Source organism: Imbroritus primus, from assembly GCF_964332355.1.
Taxonomy (GTDB): domain Bacteria; phylum Pseudomonadota; class Gammaproteobacteria; order Burkholderiales; family Burkholderiaceae; genus Imbroritus; species Imbroritus primus.
On record NZ_OZ201293.1, the window covers coordinates 1711451 to 1736684 of the forward strand.

Here is a 25234-nt window from a genome sequence, read left to right on the forward strand (position 1 = left end):
CCTTTCTTCGGGTCTGCCGAAGTTCAGCGGGTTAATCTAACCTTCCGCGACACGGCTTGACCGGTTAGCGGATTGCAAACATGTCTTTTCTGGACAAGTTGTGCGGGGAAGGACCTGAAGGCGTCTTCGAGGGCGCTTCGAAAGTCGCAAGCATAGCACGGCCCACCCAGCATTTGTGCGGCAATAACGAGATATGTTGAAAGTGCCACACCCCGCCGGAGAATGTTGCGGCGCAACAGTTTGCGGGGCATGGCAGACCGGCAGGCAGGTATCCGGGCCAGGGGTCGGCCAGTCCCCCGGCACACGACGGACGCGATGTCGACTGCAATGCTCTTTTGCTGGAGCAGACCGCCGCGGGCGGCCCTTTTCATCGAGCCGCCCTTACACCCTCCCCTCAGTCGAAGCCCAGTTCCTGCAGCTTGCGGGTGATGGTATTGCGGCCGATGCCCAGGCGCGAGGCAGCTTCCACCCGGCGTCCGCGCGTCACGCCTAGCGCAGCCTCCAGCACGGCCCGCTCGAAGCGCTGCGTCAAAGCCTCCATGACCTCCGGCTGACCGGCCTCGAGCATGCTGCGAGCCTCGGCGGCCAGCAGAGGCTCCCAACCACCGGCAGTCGACGGGCTCGGAATCACCATGCCTCCAACTTCCGCTGTTGGCGACGGCGGCTGGGCAGCAAGCGCCTCGGCATCCGTCGTGCCGCCGTCTGCCGCCGGGATCCGCACGGCCTGCTGAATCAGGTCAGCCGGCAGGTCCTTGATCTCGATAGTCTGTGCCGGCGCCATCACCGTCAGCCAATTGCACAGGTTCTCGAGTTGGCGCACATTGCCTGGAAACGGCAGGCGGCTCACGTAGGCCAGTGCATCATCGGTCATCCGCTTGGGTTCCACGCCCAGTTCGCGCGCGCTCTTCTGCAGGAAATGACGCGCCAGCAGCGTGATGTCCTCGGGACGTTCGCGCAACGGCGGCAGGCGCAGGCGAATGACGTTCAGGCGGTGAAACAGGTCTTCGCGAAACAGGCCGTCGCGCACGCGCGCTTCAAGGTTCTGGTGCGTGGCCGCAATGACCCGCACGTTCGCCTTGAGCGGGTTGTGCCCGCCGACCCGGTAGAAATGACCGTCGGACAGCACGCGCAGCAAGCGGGTCTGCAGGTCGAAGGGCATATCGCCAATCTCGTCGAGAAACAGTGTGCCGCCTTCGGCCTGCTCAAAGCGGCCGCGCCGCATGGTCTGCGCGCCTGTGAAAGCGCCACGCTCATGGCCGAACAGTTCCGATTCAAGCAGGTCCTTGGGAATTGCCGCGGTATTCAGGGCGATAAAGGGGCTGCTGGCGCGCGGACTGTGCTTGTGCAGCGCGCGGGCCACCAACTCCTTGCCGGTACCGGATTCGCCAGTGATCATGACGGTGACATTCGACTGCGACAGGCGGCCGATGGCGCGGAACACATCCTGCATGGCCGGCGCCTGGCCGAGGATCTCCGGCGCTTCGGCGCTGCGGTCGTCAAACTCTTCCTCGCGCAGGCTTTCGTCGAGCGCGCGGCGGATCAGTTCCACGGCGCGGTCAATGTCGAACGGCTTGGCGAGATACTCAAACGCCCCGCCCTGGAACGCGGCGACGGCGCTGTCCAGATCCGAGTAGGCGGTCATGACGATCACCGGCAAACCGGGGTGACGCGCCTTGATGGCCTGCAGTAGATCGAGGCCCGAACCGCCAGGCATGCGGATATCGGACACCAGGACTTGCGGGGTTTCATCCTCAAGCGCGAGCAGCGCGTCGCGGACATTGGTAAAGCTGCGGCTCAGCAGGCTTTCACGGGCGAGGGCCTTTTCGAGGACCCATCGGATCGACTGGTCGTCATCTACTATCCAGATCGGTTTCATATGCGTGGTCGTCTGCGTGTGATGGTTGGCACCCGCAGCCGCCGCTCAATGCAGCGGCAACAGGATGCGGAAATCGGTCTGTCCGGGCCGGCTGTCGCATTCGATCAAGCCTTCATGCTGCTGCACGAAGGTCTGCGCAAGCGTCAGTCCGAGTCCGCTGCCACCATCCCTGCCCGATACCAGCGGATAGAAGATGCGCTCGCGGATGTCTTCCGGTATGCCCGGCCCGTTGTCGATGACATGCAAGTCCAATGCCAGCTTGTGCAGTTTCTTGGCGATGGTCACCTTGCGCGCGATACGCGTGCGCAGGATGATCTGCGCACTGCCCTGCCGCATCTGCTCGGCCAGCGCCTGCGCGGCGTTGTGGACGATGTTCAGTACGGCCTGGATCAGTTGCTCCTTATCGCCGAGCAGCTCGGGAAGGCTCGCATCGTAATCGCGGATCACGCGCAGGCCGTTCGGAAATTCCGCCAGCACAACCGAGCGCACGCGTTCGAGCACCTCATGGATATTCACGCTGGAAACGATATGCGGATGGCGATGCGGCTCAAGCAGGCGGTCGACCAGCGTCTGCAGCCGGTCTGCCTCCTTGATGATGACTTGCGTGTACTCGCGTAGCGCACGCTCGGGCAACTCGAACTCCAGCAACTGCGCGGCGCCGCGAATGCCGCCGAGCGGGTTCTTGATCTCGTGCGCGAGATTGCGGATCAGTTCTTTGTTGGCGGCCGTCAGGTCGAGGATGCGCTCCTCGCGGTCGCTGCGGATCTTCTGGTCGTTGGGCAGCAGTTCGAGCAGGACGGTATCGTCGCTACCTTCCAGCGCGGCGATCACGGCGTGCACGTGTAGCGATTCCTGCCCGGGGCGCTCAAGGAGAATATCCTGGCGACGTGCATCGACTTCGCCGAGCAGGACACCGGCCGTCAGGTCGCGCAGGCTGTCGATCGACGGAAACACATCAGTCAGCGCCTGCTGCACCAGCACCTTGCGCGACGTAGCTGTCAGCGCTTCGGCTGCCGGGTTCGCGTATTCGATCTTCCAGTCCGGCAGACGCACGAGAAACACCGGATTGGAAATCACATCGAGCCCGGCATGGACGCCGGGAACAACCTTATGCATGTAGCCTCTCGTCGCGTTCGTCATCGTGTGCCCGATGGCACGGCGGCCGAGCGGTGCATCCGCGTGGCCGCTATTCCTTCAATGCCGACAGCTCGCGGCGGATGGCGGAGATGTTCGCCTCGCTGCGGGCAATGTCTTCCTTGAGTCCAGCAACCCGGTCCAGGTATTTCTGGTAGTTGCGCTCGTTGCCGAGACGCTCGGGTTCACCGTTGTTGTATTCGCGCTTGAGAGCCGCCAGCTTGCCTTCCTCGTCGCTCAGCTCACGTTCCAGAACGCCCCGCCGCTCGCTGTCACGCGTGCGCTGGGTCGCGCTGTCGATGCGCGGGAAAGCGCCGCCGCCCGCAGCCCCGGGGCTGACCGGAGCCGAACCGCTGCGCGCCGCCGGCTGTCGCGGCGCGGGAATGGTCACGGACTCCTGCAGCGTCAGCTTCCGGCAGCCCTTGGTATTGCCATTGTTTTTGTATTCCGGCACGCCGTTCGCGCCCGGACACAGGAACACTTCCGACTGCGCCTGGGCCGTGGCCGGCAGCACGAGGCCTACCCCGGCAACCACGGTGGCGACAGTGGTGGCAATGGCCGCGGCAACGGCGGCGGGAGTCAGACGAAAAGCCAGCATAGAGCGGTCCCGACAGTGAGGTTGGACCCTTATTCTAGCGACAAAACAAGCAAGGGCGACCGAAGCCGCCCTTGCTTGTTTTGTCCGGTGCGCCGCGATCCCGTGGCGCACCGGCATGGCCGGCCAGATTACAGCGAGTAATACATGTCGAACTCGATCGGATGAGTCGTCATGCGGAAACGCGTGACTTCTTCCATCTTCAGCGCGATGTAGGCATCGAGCATGGCGTTCGAGAATACGCCACCGCGCGTGAGGAATTCGCGATCGTTGTCGAGCGCTTCCAGCGCCTGGTCGAGGCTGTGGCACACGGTCGGGATCTTTGCGTCTTCTTCGGGCGGCAGATCGTACAGGTTCTTGTCCGCGGCTTCGCCCGGATGGATCTTGTTCTGCACGCCATCCAGACCGGCCATCAGCATGGCCGAGAAGGCCAGGTACGGGTTGGCCATCGGGTCCGGGAAACGCGCTTCGATACGGCGGCCCTTGGGATTGGCAACGTACGGGATGCGGATCGAGGCAGAACGGTTGCGTGCCGAGTAGGCCAGCTTGACCGGTGCTTCGAAGTGCGGGACGAGACGCTTGTACGAGTTGGTCGTCGGGTTGACGATGGCGTTCAGCGCCTTGGCGTGCTTGATAATACCGCCAATGTAATACAGCGCGAAGTCCGACAGGCCGGCGTAACCGTTGCCCGCGAACATGTTCTGGCCGTCTTTCCACACCGACTGGTGGATGTGCATGCCCGAACCGTTATCGCCAACGATGGGCTTCGGCATGAAGGTCGCGGTCTTGCCGTAGGTGTGGGCCACGTTGTGGACCACGTACTTGAGCATCTGCGTCCAGTCGGCGCGCTGCACCAGCGTGCTGAACTTGGTACCGATCTCGTTCTGACCCTGGCCGGCCACTTCGTGGTGGTGCACTTCCACGGGGATGCCGAGCGACTCGAGGATCAGGCACATCTCCGAACGCATATCCTGGAAGGTATCAACCGGGGCAACCGGGAAATAACCGCCCTTGGTACCCGGGCGATGGCCGCTGTTGCCGTGTTCGAACTTGGTGCCCGACGACCACGGCGCTTCTTCGGAATCGATCTTGACGAAGCAGCCGGACATGTCCACGTTCCAGGTCACGCCGTCGAAGATGAAGAATTCGGGTTCCGGACCGAAGTAGGCGGTATCGCCCAGGCCGGTGCTCTTCAGATAGGCTTCGGCGCGACGGGCAATGGAACGCGGGTCACGGTCGTAACCCTTGCCGTCCGACGGCTCGATCACGTCGCAGGTCAGGACCAGGGTCGGCTCTTCATAGAACGGGTCGATGTAGGCGGTATCGGCATCCGGCATCAGCAGCATGTCAGACGCTTCGATGCCCTTCCAGCCGGCGATCGACGAACCGTCGAAAGCCTGACCGGATTCCATCTTGTCTTCATCGAACTGCGAGACGGGAACCGAGACGTGCTGCTCTTTGCCTTTGGTGTCGGTAAAGCGGAAATCGACGAACTTGACGTCGTTTTCCGACACCAGCTTCATCACGTCTGCAATGCTCTTGGCCATGCCTTTCTCCTGGGTAAATCGGCGTTCAATCAGTAATTGAGGGGTGTGGCAGAACGTTTCCAACGTCCCGCTTGAATCTGTACGAGGTTATTTAGCAGGTTCCATGCCAGCGCCCGCCTGGAATCGTGCAACATTCCCGTAAAGCGTGCAGGCGTGCTGCCTCCTTGATCTTTCAGACATTTTTATGGGCATGGACGGCCGCCCGTCCGGTTTTCGCGCGTGTGCTTCCCGGCCAATGGCAGGGCGCTCGCCTTGCTGCCGCACCGAAAACGCACCATTTTAGGGCTCACGCACAAGAAAAGATCGTATTCTAATGAATTGCACTCAAATAGTGCATCATGCCGCGGGCGGGTCGACAGGCAAATATCCGAGCTGGCTTACACCATCGCGCAGCATTGCGAATGCGGCATCGACCTGCTCGGGGTCGCCCTTGACGCCCAGGTCGATATGGCGGCGCGCATACAAATCGCCACGCTGGCTGTCTCCGACCGACGGCAGGCTGAACACGCGCACCCCGGCAAAACGGGCTTCGACCGCTTCCATCAGCGGTGTCAGGGCGGACTCTGGCGCCTCGAATACGAGGAAGGAACGCTCCATCTGTGCGTTCTGATGAAACATGTCACTGTAGTAGTGGTCCAGCACCCACTCCATCATGGGCCACGCCATGACCGGAAAGCCTGGCATGAAATGGTGGTCGCGCACCGAAAAGCCCGGGATGCGGTTGTACGAATTGGGAATGATGCGCGCACCCTCCGGGAATTCGCCCATATGGAAGCGGTGACGGTTGTCCGCCGTGGTGAGGTCCGCCTTGACCGGATCATCGCCCGCAGTTTCAAGAATACGCTGCTTGATCAGCTCCCGTGCCTCCGGATGCAGCACCAGCGGCACGCCCAGCGCGGCCGCCACGCACTGGCGTGTGTGATCGTCCGGGGTCGCACCGATCCCGCCAGTAGAAAACACCACGTCGCCCGAGGCCAGCGTCCGCTCCAGCGTGGCGGTGATGCGCGGGCGGGAGTCCCCGACATACTCGCACCAGTCCAGGGCCAGCCCGCGCACGGACAGCAGTTCGATGGCCTTGCGCAGATGCTTGTCCTCGCGGCGCCCGGAGAGGATCTCGTCGCCGATGATGATTAATCCGAATCCCATGTTTACTACGTCTTCCTAGTTTGCTTGTCGATACGGCCGGTACCCGCCAGCCGGCGTGTTGTTTAGCCCTGCGGCGGCAAGGCTGGCGGGCGCTCCATCTCGATCACCATCGCCTCATCCTGCGCCGGTCCGCCCTGCTCGGCGCGCAACCGCGTGAGCGCGCGCAGGCAATAATGCCCGAACCACAGGGCCGAGAATATGAAAATCAGCACGTACATCCACACCGATGCCAGCAGCACGAACGGAAACAGGAAAATGACCGCAACCGACGATACCCACAGCAGCGTCGGCGCCGATCCCAGCACGCCCATGGCGATGCCCATGATGATCATCGGCAGGCGATGGCGGCGCATCAGCAGCTTGCGCTCCTCGGCCGAGGCATGCAGGGCGAGCGCATCGTAGCTCATCACCCGGTAGGTCAGCCAGCCCCACAGCAGTGGCGGAATCAACGCGAAGAACGGTGGAATCAGCCAGAGCGGAATGGTGATCAGGCCGACGAACAGCACGGCGAGCGTACATCCGATGGAGTTCAGGGCGCTGGCCGTGAATGACGCGCCGCGCTTTTGCTCCAGATGTGGATACGAACGATCGAGAAAGCTGATGACACTCGGCACGGAGAACACGCCGATGAACACCAGCAGCGAAATCACCACCAACGGCACCGTCAGCGCCACCACGATCAGTGGCGCCACCAGCGCCCGCAGCGAGGCCATGCCCAGGGCGTCGAGCGCGCGGTAGATCCACGACGTCAGCATCGAAGTTTCGAGGAACCCGCGCGCGCCCGCCATGACGGCATCCCAGCTGAAATACAGGATCCCGCCCCACACCACTGACGCCAGCAGAAACGGCAAGACCGTCATCCACAGCATGCGCGGATGCAACTGGCTCAGGACGGCACGGCCAAGGGAAGGAAACAGGTCGGTCATGGGTAAATGGGTGCGTGGCAGGAGCGCCCCACATGGAAAAACCCAAAGGGGTACGCCGGGCCGCGGCACGGTGATGAAGAGATGAAAAAGACTAACACAAGGCGATGGCCGGCATGAGGGCCGGCACGACGTATCCCGGGTTCAGCGCCGCCCGAACAAGCGCCTTACCCCGAGACGCTGCTGGGCGAGAAAGGTACGCCCGTAGTCGCGCTGCACGGTCACCTGGTCGCGGATGCCGGTGGGCAGGTAGATGGCTTCGAAATTGGCCGTGCCAAACAGCATGTCCCACCACGGGAACAGCACGCCAAAATTGCAGCCGCCCAGCCTGCCACCGCTCTCGTGGCCGACGCCGACCGCGTGATGCAGACGATGGAATCGTGGCGACACCAGCAGGCGCTCGCCCACGCCGCCAAAGCCGAGCCGCAGGTTGGCGTGCTGGAAGCTCTGCAGCAACTGCGAGATGGCGACCAGCAGGATGAACTGCGCCGGCTCCACGCCCACCGCCAGGGCCACGGTGGCGAACACCGCATCGCGCAGCATATCGTCCAGCAAGTGATTGCGGTTGTCGCTCCACACTGTCATCTGCTGCTGGCTGTGATGCACGGCATGCAGGGCCCACCACCAGCGGATGCGGTGCGAAAACCGGTGATAGGCATAGTCGAGCAGATCGAACAGGATCAGGTAGACGCAGAATGCCAGCACGGGCGACACCATGCCGTCCGGCAGCCAGTCCTCCAGATTGGTACGCTGCCAGCCGGCGAGGCGCAGGTGCCCTTCAATGAGATCGAACACCGGTACCAGCACGAAAAACATCGCCAGGCGGAACAGGCCGAGCCGATGGATCATGGTATAGAACATATCGGTACGCACGGCGGCGCGATCGGTCAGCGGCTCCACGGGAAAGCACCGCTCCAGCGGCTGGATGAGGCAGGCCATGATGGCGATCTGCAGCAGCCCGAGCATCAGCCATTCCGTCCCCAGGAAGGCCTCTTCCGCATAGCCGCCAAAACCCAGCGCATAGACCACCGGGAGGATCGCGTTCTGGAACAGCCATCCCTGAGCCGTGGCGAACAGGTCGATGAGCGTATCGATCATCGCGGACTCCGGTTCGCGGACGCCTGACGGTAGCGCGGATGCTCCGGAATCGTGGCAAAACAGAAGCCGCGCGCCTGCAGGCCGGTCAGCAAGGGTTCGAGCACCGCCGGCGCCCACGGATCGCGCCGCGACCAGATGCCCAGATGCGCCATGGCGATGTCGCCATCCTTCAGGCGCTCCAGCGCCTGCGTCAGCAGGCGTGCATTCGGGTAGCGTTCGGAAGACAGTTCGTCGCCCAGAAACCCGGCCGGATCCCAGCCGACATGGCGGAAGCCGCACTGCTCGGCCCAGGCCAGCGTGCGCGGCGAAGTGCGGCCGCCGGGCGCACGCCACAGGTGATCAAGCGGCCGGCCGGTCAACGCGGCAAAGCGCGTGGCGGTACGTTTCAGTTCAGCGCAGAACGCGGACTGGTCCCAGCGCTGCACCTGCCCGGCTGCTGGCCCAAACTGCGGCCGCACGCGGATCCCGTCGGCGCCATCGTCGCCGACCAGGTAAACGTGATCGAAGGTATGCGTGCCGAACGCGTGCCCGTCTGCCGCCAGCGACTTCCAGTACGTTTTCCAGCCGTCGTCCAGCGAGCGGTCGCCATGCACGGTCGGCTCGCTGGCGACAAAGAACGTGGCGCGGATATGGTGCCGCCGCAGCGTGTCCGCGATCAGCTGTGCCTGACTCATGCTGCCCGTATCGAACGTCAAGTACAGCGTGCCGCGGCAGGCGTCGGCCGCGCTGGCACTGCCGGCCAGCAGCATGCCTGCCGCCAGCCAGCCGGTCAGGCAGACCGCGAACAGCCTTTTCAGGCGTAATGGGCGAATCGGGCGAATCGGGAGCATAAGAAAGTGGGCAACGATCTGCAGCGTTTCATCAGGGCAAAGTCAGGCACGCATCACGGATACATCTCACCACGGCACACCCGTATGCCGGCAGTATGGCAGAGGCTGCCCGCCAACGAGGGACAAAAGCACGCCCCCCCCTTGCACATCCATGAATGCGTTCGTTCAACACGCCAGTCAGATGAGCGGCGCGCGCGTATGGAAATAGATGCCATGCGGCGAGCGCCCCACCGGAATTGTCTTGATCAGCTTGCGGCTGGCCACATCGATGATGCCGACCTTGCGCGCCCAGCGGAACGTGACCCACAGCTGCTTACCGTCGGCCGTCAGTTCCATGCAGTCTGGACCGGGTGGCAGGCCGGCGATCTCCCCGACCTTTTCCAGCTTGACCTGGTCGATGATCGAGATGGTCGAGGAAACGCGGTTCGTCACGAACACATGGCGTCGATCACCAAGCGGACGGAAATTGTGCGTGCCCTTCCCGCTCGGAATGCGCTTGACCGATTTACGCTGACGCCAGTCGATCACCTCGACGTAGTCGTCGCCCGTCATGCCGACCAGCAGGTATTTGTCATCCGGTGTCATCCAGATACCGGCGGGCGCATTGCCGACCGGCATCCTCCACAGCACGGCGTGGGTTGCAAGGTCGATGGCCGCGATTTCGTTGGAATCCTGCAGGGTGATGAAGACCAACCGGCTATCGGCGCTGAAGGCCATGTGGCTGGGTGTTTTGGGCAGGGGGACCTGGGCGGTCAGCTTGAGGCTGCGTGTCTTGTCGTCGAAGGTCGCACGGTAGATATCCACGCGGTCCAGGCGCAGCGCGTTCGAGACGAACCACTTCTGGTCCGGCGAAAAGCCGATCTGGTACGGATCGTCGATCTGCGGCATGCGCTGCTGCATCTTACCCGTCAGGGGATCGATCAGCACCAGATCGTTGCCGACCGCATTCGCCACAATCAGCGAGCGCGCGTCGGGCGTCGCCATCAGGTGATGCGGTTCCTTGCCCACCGGGTAACTGCCGATGGGCAGTTGCGTCGCCTTGTCGATCAAAGTGACGGAGGCATCGCCCGAATTGAGCACGACCACCACCTCGGCAGCCGGGGGCGTCGGCGGGGCCGCCAGCACCGGCGTGGCGACGGCACAGGCAGCCAAACCGAGGGCCATCCAGAGGCGCCGGGCGAAAAGCTTGAAAATCATGGAAAAACCACCGTTCGAGATCAGGCGCCGTGGGATTGGCGCCGCTCACTATAAACGTTTCGCCGACGAATTTGGATGACGTGTGGCGGCGGCCCTACGGTCGGCCGCAAAACCTCAACGTTGCAGGGCTTCCCAGACCTTCTGCAGGCGCTTGACGGAGACCGGTGCCGGCGTCCTCAGCTCCTGCGCAAACAGCGCGATGCGCAGTTCCTCGAGCAGCCAGCGGAACTCATCAAGGCGCGGATCCGTGCCGCCTCCTCCCGCCCGCTGCTGGCGGTCGGCCCGCTGCCATTGCTGCAGCAATGGCAGGAATTCCTGATACCGCTGGGTATCGCGCGCCGCATCGGCCTTCAGCTTGTCGATGCGCATGGCCATGCCCTTGAGGTAACGCGGCACGTGCACGAGCTGGGCATAGGGTGTGTCGGCCACGAAACGCTTGCCGACCAACTGGCGCAGTTGTGCCTCCAGGTCGACATGGGCGGTGGCGAACGGCTTGGCCTGCTGCAGCTTGCGGGTCAGGCCGGCGTATTCGGTCAGCACTGCGCCAACGACGCGGGCGATTTCCTGGGCGAGTAGGTTCAGGCGGCTGCGGCCCTCATCCTTGCGGACCGTGAAGCTGGCCTGGTCGTGCGGCAGTGGCTCTTGCAGGCAAGCCCGGTCGAGCGCCGCCGTGATGATCTGCTCGCGCAGTTCTTCAAGCGTGCCCAGTGGCATGAACTGCATCGCCATCTGCTGCATGCCGGGGATGTTCTTTTCCAGGTACTTGAGCTGCTCTTTCAGTTGCACCGCGAACAGCCGTGTCAGCCCGAGCCGATGCACGCGGGCGGCTTCCTGCGGATCGTCGTAAACCTCGACGTCGGCATGCGTGCCGCGGTCGACGAGCGCGGGATAGCCGTAGAGCGTCTGGTTGCCCTTGCGGATCTCCAGCAGTTCGGGCAGTTCGCCGAAACTCCAGGTGGTCAGTCCCTCGTACAACGCGGCATCGACCACCTTGGCATCCCGGGCGGCAATGTTCTGGAACGTCTGCTGCGCCTGACCGCCCAATTCGGCGCGCAGTTGCGCCAGATTACGGCCCATGTCGAGCTGGCGACCGTGCTCGTCGATCACCTTGAAGTTCATGAAATGATGCGCCGGCAGCGTCTCGGGCTTGAAATCGCCACGCTTGGTCATCACGCCGGTCTGTGCGCGCACGTCGGCGATCAGTAGATCGAGCAGGTCGCCCTGCCCGAACGGCGCGCGCTCGACGAAGCCGGCGGCATAATCCGGCAGCGGCACGCAATGCCGCCGTAGTTTCTGCGGCAGCGATTTGAGCAGCAGGTGCACCTTTTCCTTGAGCATGCCGGGCACGAGCCAGTCGGCCCGCTGTGGGTTCACCTGGTTGAGCGCATACAGGGGCACGGTCAGCGTCACGCCATCGCGCGGGCTGCCTGGCTCGAAGTGATAGGACAGCGCCATCTCTGTCGCCCCCACCCTCAACAGCTTGGGGAACAAGTCGGTGGTGATGCCGGCAGCTTCGTGCCGCATCAGATCGTCGCGATCCAGGTACAGCAATTTCGGCTGTTCACGCGAGGCGGTCTTCACCCACTGTTCGAACGTCGCCTGCTGGTGCACGTCCCTGGGCACATGCTGGTCGTAGAAGGCGAAGATCAGCTCGTCGTCCACCAGCACGTCCTGACGCCGCGACTTGTGCTCAAGGTTCTCGATCTCGCGGCGCAAGCGCTGGTTGTGCGCGAAAAATGGCAGGCGCGTGTCGAACTCGCCTTCGACCAGCGCCTGGCGAATGAAGATCTCGCGCGCCTCGACGGGATTCATCGGGCCATAGTGGATGCGCCGCCGCTGGTACACCATCAGCCCGTACAGCGCACCGCGCTCGAAGGCCATGACCTGCCCGGCCTTCTTTTCCCAGTGCGGATCACTCCAGCTGCGGCGCAGCAGGTGGCCGCCAACCTTCTCGACCCATTCCGGCTCGATGCGCGCCAGGGTGCGGCCGAACAGACGACTGGTTTCCACGAGTTCCGCCGCCATGGTCCAGCGTCCCATCTTGCGGGCGATGGCCGAGCCCGGCCACAGATGGAATTTGATGCCCCGCGCCCCGACGTATTCGCGGCTGGCCGGGTCCTCGCTCTTGCAACCGATATTGCCGAGCAAGCCGGTCAATAGCGCCAGATGCAGCTGCTCGTAGGTGGGCGCGCTGTCGTTCAGTTTCCAGCCCTGCTCCGTCACGGTCGTCAGCAACTGCGAGTGCACATCGCGCCATTCGCGCATGCGCACCTGCGAGACAAAGGCCGCCTTGCAGGTGTCGAGCAGTTGCCGGTTGGATTTCTTGTGCGCGACGGCATCCTCGAACCATTTCCACAGCTTGAGCCAGCCGAGGAATTCGGATTTCTCGTCAACGAACTGGCGATGCGCCTGATCGGCGGCGGCCTGCGCTTCCAGCGGGCGCTCGCGGGGATCCTGCACCGACAGCGCACTGGCTACTACCAGCACCTCACGCAGGCAGTGATGATCGCGCGCTGCCAGAATCATCCGGCCGATACGCGGATCGAGTGGCAGCCGGGCAAGCTGGCGCCCGATCGGCGTGAGCTGGTTGGCGTCGTCCACTGCGCCGAGTTCCTGCAACAGGTGGTAGCCGTCGGCAATCGCCCGGCCCGGCGGCGGTTCGAGGAACGGGAAGTGCTCGACATCGCCAAGCCGCAGCGCCTTCATGCGCAGGATCACCGACCCCAGAGAGGACCTCAGAATCTCGGGATCGGCAAAGCGCGGCCGCGCCTGGAAGTCGCTTTCCTCGTACAGCCGGATACAAATGCCGTTGGTCACCCGGCCGCAACGTCCGGCGCGCTGGTTGGCGGCCGACTGGGCGATGGCCTCGATCTGCAGCTGCTCGACCTTGTTGCGGTAGGAGTAGCGCTTGACGCGCGCGAGCCCGGTATCGACCACGTAGCGGATACCCGGCACGGTCAGCGAGGTTTCGGCGACGTTGGTTGCCAGCACGACACGGCGCGCGTTGGACGGCTTGAACACGCGCTCCTGCTCCTGCACCGACAGGCGCGCGAACAGCGGCAGGATTTCCGGATGCACCCGAGCGTCGCCAAACGCATGCTTGCGCAGCGCCTCGGCGGTTTCGCGAATTTCGCGCTCACCTGGCAGGAACACCAGCACGTCGCCGTCGCCAGCGCGGCTCAGTTCCTCGACGGCTTCGACGATGGCATCGTACAGATCGCGATCCTTGTCCTTGTCGGCAGCATCGGCCTGCACCGGCCGGTAGCGGATTTCCACCGGATACAGCCGCCCGCTGACCTCGATCACCGGCGCGGGACCGCTGGCCGAGGCGAAATGGCTGGCAAACCGCTCGGCGTCGATCGTGGCCGAGGTAATGATGACCTTCAAATCCGGCCGCTTCGGCAGCAACTGCTTGAGATAGCCGAGCAGAAAATCGATATTGAGGCTGCGCTCATGCGCCTCGTCGATGATGATTGTGTCGTATGCCCGCAACAGCGGATCGCTCTGCGTTTCCGCCAGCAGAATGCCGTCGGTCATCAGCTTGACCGAGGCGCCGGCCGACAGTGCATCGTGGAAACGGACCTGGTAGCCCACATGCTCGCCTACCGGTGAGCCGATCTCCTGGGCGATCCGCTTGGCGGTCGAGGTGGCGGCGATGCGGCGTGGCTGGGTATGGCCGATCAGCCCGCTCCCGCCCGCGCCCAGGCCGCGCCCAAGCGACAGGCAGATCTTGGGCAGTTGCGTGGTCTTGCCGGAGCCAGTTTCGCCGGCCACGATAACGACCTGGTGATCCCGGATCGCGGCGGCGATATCGTCGCGCCGCGACGACACCGGCAAGGCTTCCGGAAAGGTCAGCGGCGGCACCGGATTGGCCGGACGTCGCAGGGCTGCCGCGGCACGCGGGCGGTCCCTGCGACCGGACGGCGGGCGCGGCTTGGCGGATGGCCCCGGAGAACGCGTCGCGGCAGGGGCCGGCGCGGTGGAAGAAGGTGCGGGTCTGCGCCCGGAAGAACGTTGTTCTGACATCGCCCGCGATTATAATCTGCGAATGAACGCACCCGACCAAGCGCCACCCGACGCGCCCGCCCCTGCCCCCACGTCTCCGTCAGCCTCGACGATCGCTACTGCGACGATGCCCGCCACGGTCTCCACGCCTGAAGGTGTCAGCCCGCAACTGTTCGTCGACTGGCTGCGCACCGTCGCGCCGTATATCCATGCCTTCCGAGGCAAGACCTTCGTGATCGGCTTCGGTGGCGAACTGGTCAAGGCCGGCATGCTCAATGCGCTGGTCACCGACGTCGCGCTGCTGCAGGCCATGGGAATGAACCTGGTGCTGGTGCATGGCTCGCGGCCGCAGGTGGAGGAGCAGCTGGCGCTGCGCAATGTGCAATCGCAGTTCCATGAAGGCATGCGCATCACGGACAACGCCGCGCTCGAATGCGCCAAGGAAGCCTCGGGCGAGCTGCGCCTCGATATCGAAGCGGCGTTCAGCCAGGGCTTGCCCAATACGCCCATGGCCGGCGCGCACGTCTCGGTGGTCTCCGGCAATTTCGTAACAGCGCGGCCAGTCGGTATCGTCGATGGCGTCGACCTCCAGCAGACCGGTCTGGTGCGCAAGATCGATGCCGATTCGATCCGCCACTCGCTCTCGAACAACAAGATCGTGCTGGTCTCCCCGCTCGGCTTTTCGCCGACCGGGCAGGCTTTCAACCTGGCGATGGAAGATGTCGCTACCTCCGTGGCCACAGCGTTGAAGGCGGACAAGCTGATCTTCATTTCGGAACTGTCCGGCATCACGGATGCCAGCGGCGCGGTCATGCAGGATCTGTCGCTGCGCACGGCAGCGGAGCGCCTGCAGGACCCGAATATCAAGCCGGAGATGGCGTTCTATCTGGAATACATGATCCGCGCCAGCAAGGCCGGCGTGCCACGGGCACACCTGATTCCGTTCGCGCTGGACGGCAGCATCCTGCTCGAACTGTTCCTGCATGATGGCGTGGGCACCATGGTGTCCGACACCGATCTGGAAAGCTTGCGCGAGGCGACGCTCGACGATATCGGCGGCATCCTGCAGCTGATCGAGCCGCTCGAGCAGGACGGCACCCTCGTGCCGCGCAGCCGCCACCTGCTGGAGCGCGACATCGACAATTTTTCGGTGATCGAGCACGACGGCGTGATCTTCGGCTGCGCTGCCCTGTACCCTTACCCACGCGAAGGCCTAGGCGAAATGGCCTGCCTCAGCGTGAGCCCGGAAGCCCAGGGCTCGGGCGACGGCGACCGTATCCTCAAGCGCATCGAACGGCGCGCCCGCGCAGCCGGGCTGGAGCGCCTGTTCGTGCTGACGACACGCACCGAGCACTGGTTCCTGAAGCGCGGCTTCGTGCACGCCACGGTCGATGACCTGCCGCAAGACAAGCGCAAGCTCTATAACTGGCAGCGCCGCTCGATGGTGCTCATGAAGAAGCTCTGAGTGCGGCCATGCCGCATGGCATGCGGGGTTATCCCCGTCCGCCATGCGACTCTGCGTACAATACGCATTCACCCCACATGCCCAACCTGCCGCCTGCCGGAGCGTCTCCCCGGGCGGCATGTCCAGAAGGAAATACACCATGGCTCGCATGATCCACTGCGTCAAACTGAACAAGGAAGCCGAGGGCCTCGATTTTCCGCCCCTGCCCGGCGAACTCGGCAAGAAAATCTGGCAATCGGTATCCAAGGAAGCCTGGCAAGGCTGGCTCAAGCACCAGACCATGCTGATCAATGAAAACCGTCTGAACATGGCGGATACGCGCGCACGCCAGTACCTGGTCAAGCAGACCGAGAAGTACTTCTTCGGCGAAGGCGCGGACAGTGCTGCCGGCTACGTGCCCCCGGCCGAATCGAAAGACGCCTGAGTACCGCCCCACTCTTCTTCCCTGACCCGGCGTGATGCGCTCGCCCCTCGACCTCGGCTTCTGCCCCACCCGGCTGGCATGGCTCGCGGAACGAGTCGGCCACGCCGTCGAGGCCCGGCACATTCCGGGCGCGGTCATGCTCCTGGCACGCGATGGTGAAATCGCTTTCGAGCGCGCCTGGGGCTATCGGAATCCCGCCGACGGCACGCCCATGTCGAGCGACAGTGTGTTCCGGCTGTATTCGATGAGCAAGCCCATCACCTCGGTGGCGACCATGATGCTCGTGGAGCGCGGCGTCTGGTCGCTCGATGAGTCGGTGCATGCCTATGTGCCAGCCTTTGCCGGCCTGCAGGTCGGCGTGGAAGTTCCGGACCCTGGCGCTCCCGATGGTCGTCGGCTGATGCTGGAACCGGCACGGCGCGACATGACGCTGCACGACCTGTTGCGCCATACGGCTGGGCTAACCTACGGCATCTTCGAGACATCACTGGTCAAGGCCGCCTATCTCGCCGCTGGGGTGGACAGCCGCCGCCAGACCAACCAGCAATTGCTGGAACGGCTCGCCAAGGTGCCGCTGGCCTGCCAGCCTGGAGAAACATGGGAATACAGCCGTGCCACCGACGTGCTCGGCGCGCTGATCGAACAGGTGACCGGGCGCACGCTGGGCACGTTCCTGCAAGAAGAGATTTTTACCCCGCTGGGCATGGTCGACACGGGTTTTCATGTGCCGGCCGCTCAATGCCATCGCATCGCCGAACCGTTTGCCAACGATCCGGACACTGGGGAACCCATCAAGATCGCCGACGCACGCACGCCGCCTACGTTCGAAGCCGGCGGCAGTGGCCTGGTCTCGACGGCGCACGACTATCTGCGCTTCATGCAGATGCTGGCCAACGGCGGCGCACTCGGTGACGTACGCCTGCTGTCGCCGCACACGGTACGCTGGATGACTGCCGACCACCTCGGCACTATCGCGCACGGCCCGCATTACCTGCCCGGCGACGGCTATGGTTTCGGCCTGGGATTTGCCGTACGGCTGGCGGATGGCGGCGCGGCTGTCTGCGGCAGCGCAGGGGATTACTACTGGTGCGGGCTGGCGGGCACCTATGCATGGTGCGACCCTGCCCGACGGCTGATCGGCCTGTGGATGATGCAGGCGCCCAACCAGCGCTACGCCTACTGGGCGCTGACACGCAACATGACCTACGCCGCGCTGCTCGACTGAGAAACACGCTCGCGACGATTCGATCTTCCGGCCAACCCCCTGAGCGGCTGGCCGGCTTGCACAAAATCCGCGATGCCGGCAAAAGAGGTCGGCACTGGGCAGATCCAGCAGATCAGAAGCGCGTCTGCTCGACGCCGTTTTCCGTGCCGAGCAACAGCACATCCGCACCGCGCCCGGCGAACAGGCCGACTGTCACGACGCCGGGAATCTGGTTGACGGCCTGCTCGAATGCCACCGGATCCTGCAGCTGCAGCCCGGCAACGTCGAGAATCACATTGCCGTTGTCGGTCAATGCAATCCCGCCTTCCTTGTTCATGCGCAGGCGCGGCTGGCCGCCCAGCGCAGCCAGTGCACGCGCCACCGCGGCGCGCCCCATCGGAATCACTTCCACCGGCAGCGGGAATGCGCCAAGCACCGGCACAAGCTTGCTGCCGTCGGCAATGCACACGAAGGTCGTCGCCACCGACGCCACGATCTTCTCGCGCGTCAGCGCACCGCCGCCACCCTTGATCATGTGACCTTTGGCATTGATCTCGTCGGCGCCGTCGACATAGACGGGGATTACGTCGACGTCGTTGAGATCGAGCACCTCGAAGCCGTGCGATTGCAGACGCCGCGTCGACGCCTCGGAACTGGAGACCGCACCGGCGAAACGGCTGCGTTCGGCAGCAATAGCATCGATGAACAGATTGGCGGTCGAGCCCGTTCCCACGCCAAGCACCGCGCCTGGCTGGACATGCTCGAGCACGTAGTCCGCGGCGGCTCGTGCCACCAGCGCTTTCAGTTCATCCTGTGTCATGGTCTTGCGCCCTGCTGGTCGAAAACATCATAGTGTACCGGATCAGCCTGCATTCCCGCGCTCCGCCTTGAGTACAATGGGACCTATCCCTTCGTGCCTACCTCTCTGGAATGCCATGAACCAGCTCGAGCAACTGAAGCAATTCACCACCGTAGTCGCCGATACAGGCGACTTCCAGACCATGCGGCAATACACGCCGCGCGACGCCACCACCAATCCCTCGCTGATCTTCAAGGCCGTGCAGAAGGACGAGTACCGTCCACTGCTGGAACAGGCCGTGCGCGATCAGCGCGACGGCTCAGTCGATGCCGTGGTCGATGCGCTGCTGATCGCTTTTGGCCAGGAAATTCTCAAAATCGTGCCTGGGCGCGTCTCGACCGAAGTCGATGCCCGCCTGTCCTTCGATACCGACGCGACGATCGCCAAGGCCCGCCACCTGATCGACCTGTACGAACGCTGCGGCGTACCGCGCGAACGTATCCTGATCAAGATCGCCTCCACGTGGGAAGGCATCCGCGCCGCCGAGGTACTGCAGAAAGATGGCATCCGCTGCAATATGACGCTGCTGTTCTCGCTGGTGCAGGCCGTGGCCTGCGCCGAAGCCGGCGTGCAGCTGATCTCGCCGTTCGTCGGCCGCATCTACGACTGGTACAAGAAGCACGCCGGCAGCGCGTGGGATGAGGCCAAGAACGGCGGCGCCAACGATCCGGGCGTGCAGTCGGTGCGCACGATCTACACCTACTACAAGAAGTTCGGCTACAACACCGAGGTGATGGGCGCAAGCTTCCGCAATACCTCGCAGATCTGCGAGCTGGCCGGCTGCGACCTGCTGACCATCAGTCCGGAACTACTGCAGGCGCTGCATGCCAGCGACGCCCCGCTGGAGCGCAAGCTGTCGCAAGCCACGGGCGATGCGGCCAATGTCGTGCGGCTCGACACCAACGAACCGGCTTTCCGCTGGCAACTGAACGAAGATGCGATGGCAACCGAGAAACTGGCTGAAGGTATCCGCCTGTTCGCCGCTGATGCGATCAAGCTGGAAACACTGATTGGAACGCTGCGCACTGCCTGACCAAAGCAGGAGGAAGCAGCGTCGCGGAGAGCCCGACAGGGTCATCGGGCACTCCGCGACCGTGGACCACCACGCTCTCCCGCAGCAAGCGCCAGCAGCGGATCTAAACCCAGGCTCCACGCACCATCCCGGCGGTGACCGTCGCGGTCACGAGACGCTGCCCGCACCGAGGCACAGCGGGATTACATCGCCAGCAAGCGCGGCAGGCAGTCCCCGGCCGACATCTGCAGGACGGCATCAGCCGTCGCATCGAGCGCGCTTGGTTGCGGATTCACGACGATGACCTTGGCGCCCGCAGCCTTGGCCTGCCCCGGCAAACCAGCCGCGGGATAGACTAGCCCTGATGTGCCGACCACGAGGCACACGTCTGCGATCTCGGCCGCATGTTGGGCGCGATACAGCGCCACGCGCGGCAGGTCTTCTCCGAACCACACCACCGCCGGCCGCAGCAGAGCGCCGCAGGCCGTGCACGACGGAGGATGCGTGGTATCCGTACGGTGCGCATCGCATCGGCCGCAACCGTGGAGCCAACTGTTGCGGAACAGGTTGCCATGCAGTTCAATCACATGCTCGCTGCCCGCCTGTTGATGCAGGCCATCGACGTTTTGCGTGACCAGTGTCACCGTGCCAGGATGAGCCGCCGCCCATCGTGCGATGGCCAGGTGAGCGGGATTGGGGGCCACGGCGCGCACCATGCCGCGCCGCATTTCATACCAGTCCCATACGAGCCCCGGATGCTCGCGATATGCGGCCTCGGTGGCCAGGTCTTCAGGATCGAAGCGGGCCCACAGGCCGGTCAAGGCGTCGCGAAAGGTTGGCACCCCTGACTCTGCCGAGACGCCCGCCCCCGTGAGAATGAGGGTATGCCGCGCGGCACGGAGCCATTGGCGGGCGAGTGATTCGGTGGAGGCATCCATCAGGATCGGCAGGATGGGGAGGTGGAAAGGAACAGCAAAACAGCACGACGCCAGTGGAACGGAAAACGCGCGAGGTAGGCGTCGTGGCCGGTCGTTTATGGCCGGGAATCAGTAATCATCCACGCCTCACCGACCGGCACGACCGGCGGGACGCCCGAAAACTCAGGCGCTGCGCTGGCGCACCGCCTCGTAGAGGCAGACGCCGCTGGCCACCGAGACATTCAGGCTTTCGACGCCACCGGCCATGGGAATGCGCACCAGCGCATCGCAGGTATCGCGCGTGAGGCGGCGCATGCCCTCGCCTTCCGCGCCCATGACGAGCGCCATCGGGCCTTTCAGGTCGGCCTGGTAGATCGACTTGTCTGCTTCATCAGCTGTGCCGATCACCCAGACGCCGCGCTCCTGTAACTCGCGCAGCGTGCGCGCCAGGTTGGTGACGGTAATGTAGGGAACGGTTTCCGCCGCGCCGCTGGCGACCTTGGCAACCGTGGCATTGATGCCGACACTGCGGTCCTTGGGCGCGATCACGGCATGCGCGCCAGCGCCATCGGCCACGCGCAGGCAGGCGCCAAGGTTATGCGGGTCGGTGACACCATCGAGCACCAGCAGCAGCGGCGGGCCCTCAATGGCGTCCAGCAGTTCATCGAGCGTACGGGCCAGCGATACATGTTCGGCCTTGGCGACCACGCCCTGATGGCGGTCAGTGCCGCACAGGCCGTTGAGGCGCGCCACATCGGCCGGAATCAGACGCACGCCGGCGGCTTCCACCGCCTTGATGAAGTCCTGCATGCGCCGGTCCTTGCGGCTGGCTTCGACATAGATTTCGGAAATCGAGGCGGCGTCCTGACGCAGCCTCGCGGTCACGGCATGAAAGCCGACGAGAAGTTTGGATTTCGACATGCCGTATTGTACCTCGCGGGCCTGGCGGCCTTGCTCGCAATTGTGTGCCGGAAACGTTGGCCCCGGAGTCCGCACAGGACGTATACCGGTGCGCCAATGCATCTGCCTGGCTATGGCCCGCGGACCCGGATCGCCTGCCCATCGGTAGCAGGCGGTATATCACGCTCAACGTCCCTTGCGTGCCCCACGTCCGGCGTTACCACGTGCCGCCTTGCCGGGACTGCGAGGCTTTGTCGCCGACTTGGCTTTCGTCGCACCCGCCGATCCCGCGCTCTTCGCGCCCTTTGCGGTAGCCTGTTTGGCGCTGCTCTTGGCACTCCCTTTGGCGCCGCCCTTCGCCGGTCGGCTATCTGCATAGTGCGCACCCTTTGCCGGCATACCGGATGCGGCCTCCGGTTCGGCATCATGCTGCGGCCGACCGCCCAACAGCGCCGCCAACTGGCGTGGCTTCTTGCGCGAGGCGGACGCGGGAGCGGCGGTAGCTTCCTGCGTTTCACGCACCGGCTTGGCGGCCGCGGGGGCAGCCGCTCCGCTGCCCTTGCCGGTGGGGCGCAGCGAGACTTCGGGCACCAGGCGGAAATCCATCTTGCGCGCATCGAGATCGACGCGCAGCAGTTGTACGCGCACCCGGTCGGTCAAGCGGAAGCGGATACCGGTACGTTCGCCGCGCAGTTCGTTGCGCGCTTCGTCGTACTGGAAATAATCGGTGCCCAGCTCGGTCACGTGCACCAGTCCTTCGACATACAGTTCATCGAGCTGCACAAAGATGCCAAACGAGGTCACCGCGCTGACCGTGCCGGCGTATTCGTTGCCGAGCTTGTCGCGCATGAAGTAGCACTTGAGCCAAGACTCGACATCACGCGAAGCCTCGTCGGCGCGGCGCTCGTTGGCCGAGCAATGCAGACCGAGTTCTTCCCAGATGCCTTCCTGCTTCTTGGCGGGCATGCGGCCGGCGGACCGTGCTGCCGCCTCGTTGGCGGCATGCAGCTTGCGCGCCTTTGGCGAAATGGCCGTGTTGAGCGTGACATCGGCATTGAATACCGGCACATACTTTTTGCCGTGCAGCGCCGCCTTGATGGCACGGTGGATCAGCAGGTCGGGATAGCGGCGGATCGGGCTGGTGAAGTGCGCGTAGGCCTCGTAGGACAAACCGAAGTGACCGATATTGTCCGGGCTGTAGACCGCCTGCTGCATCGAGCGCAGCATCATGGTCTGCAGCAGTTCGGCATCTGGCCGCGGCTTGATGCGGTTCATCAGTTCGGCGTAGTCGGCAGCCTGCGGCGTGTTGCCGCCACCCAGCGTGAGGCCGACAGTCTTGAGGAAGGCGCGCAGGTTCTCGAGCTTTTCCTCGGTCGGTCCGGCGTGGATGCGGTACAGCGCCGGCTGCTTGTGGCGCATCAGCAGATCCGCCGCGCATACGTTGGCGGTCAGCATGCACTCTTCGATCAGCCGATGCGCATCGTTGCGCGTGCGTGGCAGGATCTGCTCGATCTTGCCTTGCGCATTGCAGACGATATAGGTTTCGGTGGTATCGAAGTCGATCGCGCCACGTCCATGCCGCGCCTTGAGCAGCACCTGGAACAGCTCGTAGAGGTTCTGTAGATGGGGCACCAGTGCTTCCAGCCGCGCGGCTTCCGGCCCCTTGGTGTTCGACAGCACGGCCCACACCTCGTTATAGGTGAGCCGGGCGGCGGAGTGCATCACTGCCGGGTAGAACTGGTAGGCCTTGATCTCGCCCTTGGCGGTGACGACGGCATCGCACACCATGCACAGGCGGTCGACGCCGGGGTTGAGCGAGCACAGTCCATTGGAGAGCTTTTCCGGCAGCATTGGAATCACGCGCCGCGGGAAGTAGACGGACGTGGCCCGGTCCAGCGCATCGCGGTCGAGCGCGCTCCCGGTCTGCACATAATGCGAGACATCGGCAATCGCCACGATCAAGCGATATGCCTTGGTGCGGCCGATCTTCACTGGCTCGCAATAGACCGCATCGTCGAAATCCCGCGAGTCCTCGCCGTCGATGGTGACCAGCGGCACGTCGCGCAGGTCGATGCGCTGTTTCAGATCGGCCTCGCGTACCTCGTTGGGCAAGGCATCGGCTTCCTCCAACGCAGCGGGGCTGAACAGATGCGGCACCCCGTACTTGCGTACGGCGATTTCGATCTCCATGCCAGGGTCGTCAATCTCACCGAGCACTTCGACCACGCGGCCGACCGGCTGCACATAGCGGTCCGGATACTCGATGATTTCGACGCTGACAATCTGCCCGACCTTGGCCTTGCCCTGCGACTTCGGCGGGATAAGGATGTCCTGGCTGATGCGCTTGTCTTCGGGTGCAACCACCAGCACGCCATTCTCGTTGAGCAGGCGGCCAATGACGATCTTGTTGGCACGTGCAACCACCTCAACGATCTGGCCCTCGGAACGACCGCGCCTGTCCAGGCCGGTCACCCGCACTTGCACACGGTCGTTGTGCATGACTTTCTGCATCTCGCGCTCGGAGAGGAAGATATCGCCCTCGCCGTCTTCGCGGATCACAAAGCCAAAGCCGTCCCGGTGTCCCTGGACACGGCCTTCGATGAAATTCGGTTGATGCGTCAGTTCGAACAGACCCTTGCGGTTCAACTCGATCTGGCCATCCCGCTCCATCGCGCCGAGGCGCTTGAGAAATCCATCGTGCTCCTTGCGGGTCACGGCCAGCGCCTTGGCGATATCGTTCGCGGCCAGCGGCGTGCCCGAGGTACGGAGGACTCCGAGGATTTCTTCACGGCTCGGAATGGGATATGTGTTTTGACTCAATTTTTTTCTTCTAAACGTTTGACAAGTATTCCGGATTCGCTATAATCACGGCTTCAGGTTTCACACCTAGCCCAGGTGGCGGAATTGGTAGACGCACTAGGTTCAGGTCCTAGCGGTGGCAACACTGTGGAGGTTCGAGTCCTCTCCTGGGCACCAAGATCAAAGCGGCGCAACTTCACGGTTGCGCCGCTTTTCTTTTGGATTGTCGGTTCTTGCTGCGTGCCCGCTTGCGGCGTGCACACGTTGTACTTCATAGGCGGCAACCTTCGCGACCACCTTCCCTGCCTGACACACCCCACATGACCTGGTCGGCCATGCCGCAAGCAGACTGCTGCCGATACTCTGCATGATCCACATATGGCAAGCGGCAGCACGTGACTGGCAAGCCCGCCGCGCAAACACGGCGATGGAAGCAGCGGTGAAATCGGTTGCAGATTCTCCAGTGGAAAATCCAGCGGTGGATTCAATGGCAAGCAAGTGCGTGGCATATGCTCCTCAGGTTACCGAACGGCCGGGCAACGCGCAACCGTAACGCCGCAGAAAATCGCCTTCCCGCCCGCCTTTCACGCCACCTCGCCACTCAGCCGTCGCACCTTGCCGCCGGCCGGTAAACCAACGTTCCAACCCGCTGACCGGGCCGCATGCCTATGAGGACTCCGCACCCGACTCATTCGGTCGCATCCGGATCCGCTTGCCCGCGATGCAACCAGGCTGCAAGGCGATGCGGACGCAAAGTGTCGTAGGTTTCGAACGGCTGGTGAATCCACGGGTTGGTCGGCAGAAATTCGACATGGAAATCGGGCGTGACGCGTGAGCACGCCTTGGCCCACAGCACCGCAGTACGAATCTCGGTCACCTCGGGGCAGCTTTCGGCCAGATGCTGACCAACCCGCTCGAGCGTCAGTCCGGAATCGACCAGGTCGTCCACCAGCAGGATCCGGCCAGCTGGCCGGCCATCGGCCATGGTGATGTGCTGACCGATATCGAGCCGACCCTGCACCGTGCCGGCTGCGGCGCGATAACTACTGGTTGCGAGAATGGCAAGCGGCACATCGAAAATGCGTGCAAGCTGGTCGCCGACGCGCAAGCCACCGCGCGCCAGGCAGAGAATCTGATCGAACTGCCAGCCGGACTCGTACACTACCAATGCGAGCCGTTCGATCAAACGGTGATATGTCTCCCAGGACACCCACAGGTTGGCATCATCGTTACGGGGATCAACCATCGTGGTCCTCCTTACCGGGTATGCAGCGGTCTGCAGTCGGCAATTCAGCTGCGGCAG

20 protein-coding genes and 1 tRNA gene are annotated in these 25234 nt (G+C 63.7%); 5 read left to right on the forward strand and 16 right to left on the reverse strand.

Going from position 1 to position 25234, the window contains the following annotated elements:
• Positions 1–394 precede the first annotated feature (394 nt).
• The 10 genes from ntrC to hrpA all read right to left on the reverse strand — a co-directional run bounded on the left by ntrC (position 395) and on the right by hrpA (position 14372).
• A complete protein-coding gene (ntrC, locus tag ACQ3C8_RS07850; RefSeq protein WP_009524170.1) occupies positions 395–1876 on the reverse strand; it encodes a nitrogen regulation protein NR(I) in 1482 nt (493 codons plus the stop codon).
• Positions 1877–1921: 45 nt separating this feature from the next.
• Entirely contained in the window at positions 1922–3016 is a 1095-nt protein-coding gene (glnL, locus tag ACQ3C8_RS07855) for a nitrogen regulation protein NR(II) (protein WP_428851197.1), read from the reverse strand.
• 46 nt (positions 3017–3062) lie between these two features.
• Complete coding sequence (locus ACQ3C8_RS07860) at positions 3063–3608, reverse strand: hypothetical protein (protein WP_009524168.1); 546 nt, start codon at positions 3606–3608, stop codon at positions 3063–3065.
• 128 nt (positions 3609–3736) lie between these two features.
• Positions 3737–5152, reverse strand: a complete 1416-nt coding sequence (gene glnA / locus ACQ3C8_RS07865) for a type I glutamate--ammonia ligase (RefSeq protein WP_009524167.1) — start codon at positions 5150–5152, stop codon at positions 3737–3739.
• 336 nt (positions 5153–5488) lie between these two features.
• Positions 5489–6298, reverse strand: a complete 810-nt coding sequence (locus tag ACQ3C8_RS07870; protein ID WP_009524166.1) for a competence/damage-inducible protein A — start codon at positions 6296–6298, stop codon at positions 5489–5491.
• A 62-nt stretch (positions 6299–6360) separates the two neighbouring features.
• Positions 6361–7224 carry an EI24 domain-containing protein gene (locus ACQ3C8_RS07875; RefSeq protein WP_428851198.1) on the reverse strand — a complete coding sequence of 288 codons (864 nt, stop codon included), beginning with the start codon at positions 7222–7224 and terminating at the stop codon, positions 6361–6363.
• A gap of 141 nt (positions 7225–7365) precedes the next feature.
• Positions 7366–8319 (reverse strand): sterol desaturase family protein, encoded by a 954-nt coding sequence (locus ACQ3C8_RS07880; RefSeq protein ID WP_009524164.1) that lies wholly within the window; start codon positions 8317–8319, stop codon positions 7366–7368.
• Entirely contained in the window at positions 8316–9149 is an 834-nt protein-coding gene (locus ACQ3C8_RS07885; RefSeq protein WP_428851199.1) for a polysaccharide deacetylase family protein, read from the reverse strand. The genes ACQ3C8_RS07880 and ACQ3C8_RS07885 overlap by 4 nt, the downstream gene beginning before the upstream one ends.
• A 177-nt stretch (positions 9150–9326) precedes the next feature.
• A complete protein-coding gene (locus tag ACQ3C8_RS07890; RefSeq protein ID WP_428853047.1) occupies positions 9327–10313 on the reverse strand; it encodes a cytochrome D1 domain-containing protein in 987 nt (328 codons plus the stop codon).
• 147 nt (positions 10314–10460) lie between these two features.
• The gene (gene hrpA / locus ACQ3C8_RS07895) at positions 10461–14372 is read right to left on the reverse strand and encodes an ATP-dependent RNA helicase HrpA (protein ID WP_428851200.1); all 3912 of its coding nucleotides are present in this window, start codon (positions 14370–14372) and stop codon (positions 10461–10463) included.
• 22 nt (positions 14373–14394) lie between these two features.
• Between hrpA and argA the strand changes: the two genes are divergently transcribed.
• The 3 genes from argA to ACQ3C8_RS07910 all read left to right on the forward strand — a co-directional run bounded on the left by argA (position 14395) and on the right by ACQ3C8_RS07910 (position 17465).
• Positions 14395–15816 (forward strand): amino-acid N-acetyltransferase, encoded by a 1422-nt coding sequence (argA, locus tag ACQ3C8_RS07900; protein ID WP_037031006.1) that lies wholly within the window; start codon positions 14395–14397, stop codon positions 15814–15816.
• A 139-nt stretch (positions 15817–15955) separates the two neighbouring features.
• On the forward strand, positions 15956–16240 hold the full coding sequence (locus ACQ3C8_RS07905) for an oxidative damage protection protein (protein ID WP_009524159.1): 285 nt from the start codon (positions 15956–15958) through the stop codon (positions 16238–16240).
• 34 nt (positions 16241–16274) lie between these two features.
• Positions 16275–17465, forward strand: coding sequence for a serine hydrolase domain-containing protein (locus tag ACQ3C8_RS07910; protein WP_428853048.1), 1191 nt, complete (start codon positions 16275–16277; stop codon positions 17463–17465).
• A gap of 112 nt (positions 17466–17577) precedes the next feature.
• Here ACQ3C8_RS07910 and rpiA read toward each other — a convergent pair whose 3' ends face one another.
• Positions 17578–18264, reverse strand: a complete 687-nt coding sequence (gene rpiA, locus ACQ3C8_RS07915; RefSeq protein ID WP_428851201.1) for a ribose-5-phosphate isomerase RpiA — start codon at positions 18262–18264, stop codon at positions 17578–17580.
• Between the two features lie 115 nt (positions 18265–18379).
• Between rpiA and tal the strand changes: the two genes are divergently transcribed.
• Complete coding sequence (tal, locus tag ACQ3C8_RS07920; protein WP_009524156.1) at positions 18380–19336, forward strand: transaldolase; 957 nt, start codon at positions 18380–18382, stop codon at positions 19334–19336.
• A gap of 182 nt (positions 19337–19518) precedes the next feature.
• Here tal and ACQ3C8_RS07925 read toward each other — a convergent pair whose 3' ends face one another.
• The 3 genes from ACQ3C8_RS07925 to rnr all read right to left on the reverse strand — a co-directional run bounded on the left by ACQ3C8_RS07925 (position 19519) and on the right by rnr (position 23952).
• Positions 19519–20253 carry an SIR2 family NAD-dependent protein deacylase gene (locus ACQ3C8_RS07925; protein WP_428851202.1) on the reverse strand — a complete coding sequence of 245 codons (735 nt, stop codon included), beginning with the start codon at positions 20251–20253 and terminating at the stop codon, positions 19519–19521.
• A 162-nt stretch (positions 20254–20415) separates the two neighbouring features.
• The gene (gene rlmB, locus ACQ3C8_RS07930; protein ID WP_428851203.1) at positions 20416–21153 is read right to left on the reverse strand and encodes a 23S rRNA (guanosine(2251)-2'-O)-methyltransferase RlmB; all 738 of its coding nucleotides are present in this window, start codon (positions 21151–21153) and stop codon (positions 20416–20418) included.
• A gap of 165 nt (positions 21154–21318) precedes the next feature.
• Entirely contained in the window at positions 21319–23952 is a 2634-nt protein-coding gene (gene rnr, locus ACQ3C8_RS07935; RefSeq protein WP_428851204.1) for a ribonuclease R, read from the reverse strand.
• 69 nt (positions 23953–24021) lie between these two features.
• On the opposite strand from rnr, the gene ACQ3C8_RS07940 reads away from it, so the two are divergent.
• Positions 24022–24108 (forward strand) — tRNA-Leu (locus ACQ3C8_RS07940).
• Positions 24109–24111: 3 nt separating this feature from the next.
• Here the strand turns inward: ACQ3C8_RS07940 and ACQ3C8_RS07945 are convergent.
• Positions 24112–24429, reverse strand: a complete 318-nt coding sequence (locus ACQ3C8_RS07945; RefSeq protein WP_428851205.1) for a hypothetical protein — start codon at positions 24427–24429, stop codon at positions 24112–24114.
• Between the two features lie 190 nt (positions 24430–24619).
• Complete coding sequence (locus ACQ3C8_RS07950; protein WP_009524152.1) at positions 24620–25177, reverse strand: phosphoribosyltransferase; 558 nt, start codon at positions 25175–25177, stop codon at positions 24620–24622.
• Between the last annotated feature and the right edge of the window lie 57 nt (positions 25178–25234).

What these genes read in the sequence shown, in the direction of transcription:
- ntrC (WP_009524170.1), bottom strand. Translation starts at nt 1,876, where the DNA reads ATGAAACCGATCTGGATAGTAGATGACGACCAGTCGATCCGATGGGTC.
- glnL (WP_428851197.1), bottom strand. Translation starts at nt 3,016, where the DNA reads ATGACGAACGCGACGAGAGGCTACATGCATAAGGTTGTTCCCGGCGTC.
- ACQ3C8_RS07860 (WP_009524168.1), bottom strand. Translation starts at nt 3,608, where the DNA reads ATGCTGGCTTTTCGTCTGACTCCCGCCGCCGTTGCCGCGGCCATTGCC.
- glnA (WP_009524167.1), bottom strand. Translation starts at nt 5,152, where the DNA reads ATGGCCAAGAGCATTGCAGACGTGATGAAGCTGGTGTCGGAAAACGAC.
- ACQ3C8_RS07870 (WP_009524166.1), bottom strand. Translation starts at nt 6,298, where the DNA reads ATGGGATTCGGATTAATCATCATCGGCGACGAGATCCTCTCCGGGCGC.
- ACQ3C8_RS07875 (WP_428851198.1), bottom strand. Translation starts at nt 7,224, where the DNA reads ATGACCGACCTGTTTCCTTCCCTTGGCCGTGCCGTCCTGAGCCAGTTG.
- ACQ3C8_RS07880 (WP_009524164.1), bottom strand. Translation starts at nt 8,319, where the DNA reads ATGATCGATACGCTCATCGACCTGTTCGCCACGGCTCAGGGATGGCTG.
- ACQ3C8_RS07885 (WP_428851199.1), bottom strand. Translation starts at nt 9,149, where the DNA reads ATGCTCCCGATTCGCCCGATTCGCCCATTACGCCTGAAAAGGCTGTTC.
- ACQ3C8_RS07890 (WP_428853047.1), bottom strand. Translation starts at nt 10,313, where the DNA reads ATGGCCCTCGGTTTGGCTGCCTGTGCCGTCGCCACGCCGGTGCTGGCG.
- hrpA (WP_428851200.1), bottom strand. Translation starts at nt 14,372, where the DNA reads ATGTCAGAACAACGTTCTTCCGGGCGCAGACCCGCACCTTCTTCCACC.
- argA (WP_037031006.1), top strand. Translation starts at nt 14,395, where the DNA reads ATGAACGCACCCGACCAAGCGCCACCCGACGCGCCCGCCCCTGCCCCC.
- ACQ3C8_RS07905 (WP_009524159.1), top strand. Translation starts at nt 15,956, where the DNA reads ATGGCTCGCATGATCCACTGCGTCAAACTGAACAAGGAAGCCGAGGGC.
- ACQ3C8_RS07910 (WP_428853048.1), top strand. Translation starts at nt 16,275, where the DNA reads ATGCGCTCGCCCCTCGACCTCGGCTTCTGCCCCACCCGGCTGGCATGG.
- rpiA (WP_428851201.1), bottom strand. Translation starts at nt 18,264, where the DNA reads ATGACACAGGATGAACTGAAAGCGCTGGTGGCACGAGCCGCCGCGGAC.
- tal (WP_009524156.1), top strand. Translation starts at nt 18,380, where the DNA reads ATGAACCAGCTCGAGCAACTGAAGCAATTCACCACCGTAGTCGCCGAT.
- ACQ3C8_RS07925 (WP_428851202.1), bottom strand. Translation starts at nt 20,253, where the DNA reads ATGGATGCCTCCACCGAATCACTCGCCCGCCAATGGCTCCGTGCCGCG.
- rlmB (WP_428851203.1), bottom strand. Translation starts at nt 21,153, where the DNA reads ATGTCGAAATCCAAACTTCTCGTCGGCTTTCATGCCGTGACCGCGAGG.
- ACQ3C8_RS07950 (WP_009524152.1), bottom strand. Translation starts at nt 25,177, where the DNA reads ATGGTTGATCCCCGTAACGATGATGCCAACCTGTGGGTGTCCTGGGAG.